Source organism: Thalassobellus citreus (assembly GCF_044385915.1).
GTDB lineage: Bacteria > Bacteroidota > Bacteroidia > Flavobacteriales > Flavobacteriaceae > Thalassobellus > Thalassobellus citreus.
The window spans coordinates 1-488 of sequence record NZ_JBISCC010000053.1; the positions used below are offsets into that span (position 1 = coordinate 1).

The 488-nt window shown below is 27.9% G+C and carries 1 protein-coding gene; it reads left to right on the plus strand.

What is annotated here, in order from left to right:
- The coding region (locus ACH5TX_RS00255; RefSeq protein ID WP_439337559.1) for a hypothetical protein at window positions 1-488 on the plus strand (488 nt) is incomplete at both ends.

Consider the following 488-nt stretch of genomic DNA (forward strand, 5'->3'; position numbering starts at 1 on the left):
AACAATAAAAAAGCGTTTAAAGAAACTGCTTTAACTATTAATAATGTTAGCGAAGGAAATCTATTAACTATTAAAGATTATAACGGTATTGTTCTTTATAAAGAATTAATAAGCGTTAGTGGAACTTATAAAAAAGGATTCGATTTAACTGCGCTTCCTTCTGGAAATTATTTCTTTGAAGTTGATAAAGACATGGAAATTAACACAATCCCTTTTACTGTTAATTCTGATAGCGTAGTATTTAATAAGGAAGAAGAAACTTCTGTTTACAAACCTTATTTAAGACAAAAAGGAAATTTAGTGCTTATCTCGAAACTAGCTCCAAATTTAGAGCCTTTAAAAGTTAGCATCTATTCTGAAGTAAATGATAACTCAGTATTAGTATACACTCAAAAAGTTGAAGGTATTCAAGCTATTGATCTTGCTTACAGATTGAAAAAAGGAAAATTTAAAATAGTATTTAACTCGAACGGTAAAGAGTTTACAAA